This is a genomic window from Streptomyces sp. NRRL S-495, assembly GCF_000966955.1.
GTDB lineage: Bacteria > Actinomycetota > Actinomycetes > Streptomycetales > Streptomycetaceae > Kitasatospora > Kitasatospora purpeofusca.
The window spans coordinates 1-606 of the sequence record NZ_JZWY01000649.1 but is presented as its reverse complement, the minus strand read 5'-3'; the positions used below and the strand labels follow the sequence as shown (position 1 = coordinate 606).

1 pseudogene is annotated in these 606 nt (G+C 74.6%); it reads right to left on the bottom strand.

The features are described from left to right. A pseudogene (locus VR45_RS29810) lies at positions 1–606 on the bottom strand (DUF11 domain-containing protein); the annotation flags it as partial.

Below are 606 nucleotides of genomic sequence, written 5' to 3'. Positions count from 1 at the left end.
GTCCGCCGGTGACCACCACCGTGTTGGTCGGCGTCACCGTGGCGTCCTGGGCCAGCGTCCCGCTCAGCGTGTACGTGACGGTTCCGCCGACCGGGATCTCCACCGGCGGGCAGACGGCCGTGCCACCCGCGACCGGACACGCCGCCCGCGTCGCGTCCGGCGCGAGCGAAGCGCCGACGACACCCGCCGGGATCCGGTCGCTCACCACGACGTCGCGGGCCAGGCTCGGCCCGTTGTTGGTCACGCTGATCCGCCAGGCGATCGATTCGCCGGGCACGACCGGGTCGGTGAGCAGCGCCTTCGACACCGTGAGGCTCGCCCGAGGTTCGACCGTCTCGCTGGCCTGCGCGGTCGCCGTGTGGGCGGTCGCCGTCGGATCGGGTCCACCGGTGACGACGGCCACGTTGACCGGGGTGCCGGTCGCCGCCGGGTCGAGCGTTCCGGTGACGGTGTAGGAGACGCTGCCGCCGGCCGGGATCTCCACGGCGGGGCAGGTCGCCGTCCCGCCGGTGATCGGGCAGGCGGAACCATCGGCGTCCGAGGTCATGCCCGCGCCGTTGACCTGGGCCGGGACGGTGTCGGTGACGACCACGTTCCGGGCCCGCG